Here is a 3,146-nt window from a genome sequence, read left to right as displayed (position 1 = left end):
CCTCGGACGAGCGGCCTAGCATCTGGCGTGCGGCTTCGGATGCGTTGACGACCTGATTCTTCAGGCCGCTGCCCAGATGCGATGCCTGTTGCAACTCGCCATCAACCGTCTGCTTGAAGCTAGCGGTCTGCGCGATCCGCACCTTCTGGGCGTCCTGCTGGGTCATGGTGTTGATGGCAAACGCCATGATCTCGGCCTCGATCACCATGACCTGGGCCGTGGCGCGCGCCAACTGCTGATACCGATCCACGTCATTGGGAAGCTTCTCGCGCATCTTGCTCACGGCAAAGTCGTGCGTGTGCGCATTGGCAGCCAGCAGCTGCCACATCGGGACTCCCAGTTTCTGGGCGAACAGGGCGTGGCTGAAGGCCATTTCCACCCAGAGTTGACCATCGAGATTGGCCATTTTCTCGTGGGTGTAGCGTCGGCTGGCCTCGATATTCTGATGCTTCAGCTTCTCGATGTCATCGGTCTTGCTGGCGAGCTCGGCAATAGAACTGAAATGATCCCAGAAGCACTGGGCAATGGCGTCCTGGTCCTGCTTCAGCAGTTCCAGCGCCTGGCGCGCGAGGCGAGGCAGGTCGCCGGCAGCGTCAAAGGCCGCCAGCCTGCGACTGATCGAAAGCTCGTGAGCCACGGACTGGTAAAGTGCCTTGATACTGGCACTACCCTTCGTGTCCTTGCTGTGGTCTGCCATGCCGTCCTCTTGCCAAGCTGGATGATTGAGCAATCGGCATATGCGCACATGGTTAACGCCGGGTTATTGCTGCGCCCGCTCGAGCTGCATTGCTGCGCAGGCCGATGCCGGGCCTGCAATGGAGCGCGCACAATCAGCAATTGCATCATGTGGGCAATCGGCTAAACAGGCGCGGGACGCAAATTCGCTTATGAACACGAACGTTTAAACGGGGGAGACCATGGCAAAACCATCGGGCAGGCCGCTGTCGCCGCACCTTTCCATCTGGCGTTGGGGCCCGGCCATGCTGGTCTCGATCCTCCATCGCGCAACGGGCGACGGCATGGCCGTGATCGGCGGGATTCTGCTCATCGGCTGGCTGATGGCGCTTGCCAGCGGACCCGAGGCCTATGCCTGGTATGTCGGCTGGGCCACCAGCCCCATCGGCTATCTGCTGATGGTCGGCCTGTCCTGGGCCTTCTTCCAGCACATGCTCTCGGGCCTCCGCCATTTCGTGCTCGATATCGGCGCGGGCTATGAGGTTGACAACAACAACCGCTGGTCGGCGCTGCTGCCGGTGCTGTCGATCGTGCTGACGGCGTTTTTGTGGGCGATCATCTTTTTCGCCTGATCTTTTGAATTATCTGTGCGGCGTGGCGGGCTATGGGGCCTGCGCGCAAGGAGTCGACCATGGGAAGTGGCACCAGAATTGGCAAGGTTCGCGGGCTGGGGTCCGCCAAAACGGGAACGCATCACTGGGTGATGGCGCGGGTCACCGCGGTCAGCAATCTCATCCTGATGCTGTGGTTCATCGCCTCGCTGGTCAGCCTGCCTGCGCTCGATCATGCGACGGTCACCGCCTGGCTCTCTGCGCCGCTGCCCGCGACCGCGATGATCCTGCTGATCGTCACCGTTTTCTATCACCTGCGCCTGGGCCTGCAGGTCATCGTCGAGGACTATGTGCATGACCATGGCACCAAGTTCGGCGTGATCCTGCTGCTCAACTTCTACGCCGTTGCCGGGGCCGCCCTCGGCATTTTCGCCGTTGCGCGCATTGCCTTTGCCGGAGCTGCAAGCTGATGACCGAAGCCTATAAGATCATCGACCATGTGTACGACACGGTTGTCGTCGGCGCGGGCGGATCGGGCCTGCGCGCCACCATGGGCAGCGCCGAAGCGGGGCTGAAGACCGCGTGCATCACCAAGGTGTTCCCGACCCGCAGCCATACCGTGGCGGCGCAGGGCGGCATTGCGGCAAGCCTGGGCAACAATTCGCCCGACCACTGGTCGTGGCACATGTACGATACCGTCAAGGGATCGGACTGGCTGGGTGACCAGGACGCGATCGAATATATGGTGCGCGAGGCGCCAGCGGCGGTTTATGAGCTCGAACATGCTGGCGTGCCGTTCAGCCGCAACGACAATGGTACCATCTATCAGCGTCCGTTCGGCGGGCACATGCAGAACATGGGTGAAGGCCCGCCGGTGCAGCGCACCTGCGCCGCCGCCGACCGCACCGGTCATGCCATGCTGCACGCATTGTACCAGCAGTCGCTGAAGTACGATTCGGATTTCTTCATCGAATATTTCGCCATCGACCTGATCATGGAAGACGGCGTCTGCCGGGGCGTGATCGCGCTGTGCATGGAAGACGGATCGATCCACCGCTTCCGCAGCCATGCCGTGGTGCTGGCGACGGGCGGATCGGGTCGCTGCTATTTCTCTGCTACCTCGGCGCACACCTGCACGGGTGACGGCGGCGCGATGGTGCTGCGCGCAGGGCTTCCGCTGCAGGACATGGAATTCGTGCAGTTCCACCCGACCGGCATCTATGGCGCGGGCGTGCTCATCACCGAAGGTGCGCGCGGCGAGGGCGGTTACCTGACCAATTCCGAAGGCGAGCGCTTCATGGAGCGCTATGCGCCGTCCGCCAAGGACCTGGCGAGCCGCGACGTCGTCAGCCGCTCGATGGCCGCCGAAATCCGCGAAGGCCGCGGCGTCGGCAAGGAAAACGACCATATCTACCTGCATCTCGACCATATCGACGAGAAGGTGCTGGCCGAACGCCTACCGGGCATTACCGAGACGGGCAAGATCTTCGCGGGCGTCGATCTGACGCGCCAGCCGCTGCCGGTGGTGCCGACCGTGCACTACAATATGGGCGGCATTCCCTGCAATTATCACGGCCAGGTCGTCACCATCAAGGATGGCAACCCGGACACCGTGGTCCCCGGCCTTTACGCCGTGGGCGAGGCTGCCTGCGTCTCGGTGCATGGCGCCAACCGTCTGGGCTCGAACTCGCTGATCGACCTCGTGGTGTTCGGCCGCGCGACCGGCAAGCGCATCGCCGACATCTGCAAGCCCAACACGACGCACAATCCGCTCCCCAAGGGTTCGGAAGAGCTGTCGCTGACGCGCCTCGACAAATTCCGCAATGCCGCCGGCAGCACGCCGACCGCGGAAATCCGGGG

General features: G+C 62.8%; 4 protein-coding genes. 3 read left to right on the top strand and 1 reads right to left on the bottom strand.

All coding sequences use genetic code 11. The features are described 5' to 3' along the window. Window positions 1-697 (bottom strand): hypothetical protein (locus tag QZ709_RS18100; protein WP_294638868.1); only part of this gene is annotated, 697 nt, incomplete at its 3' end. A 220-nt stretch (window positions 698-917) separates the two neighbouring features. On the opposite strand from QZ709_RS18100, the gene sdhC reads away from it, so the two are divergent. From sdhC to sdhA, 3 genes are all read left to right on the top strand, one after another. Then, window positions 918-1,307 (top strand): succinate dehydrogenase, cytochrome b556 subunit, encoded by a 390-nt coding sequence (gene sdhC, locus QZ709_RS18095; RefSeq protein ID WP_060978139.1) that lies wholly within the window; start codon window positions 918-920, stop codon window positions 1,305-1,307. Between the two features lie 59 nt (window positions 1,308-1,366). Further along, entirely contained in the window at window positions 1,367-1,756 is a 390-nt protein-coding gene (gene sdhD / locus QZ709_RS18090; protein ID WP_060978157.1) for a succinate dehydrogenase, hydrophobic membrane anchor protein, read from the top strand. Then, window positions 1,756-3,146: succinate dehydrogenase flavoprotein subunit (sdhA, locus tag QZ709_RS18085; protein WP_294638865.1), on the top strand; the 1,391-nt coding region annotated here is incomplete at its 3' end. The genes sdhD and sdhA, both read left to right, overlap by 1 nt.

The sequence above is a fragment of the uncultured Aquabacterium sp. genome (assembly GCF_913773725.1).
Taxonomy (GTDB): domain Bacteria; phylum Pseudomonadota; class Gammaproteobacteria; order Burkholderiales; family Burkholderiaceae_C; genus Aquabacterium.
The sequence above is the reverse complement of the archived record's forward strand: the minus strand, read 5'-3'. Positions and strand labels throughout refer to the sequence as shown.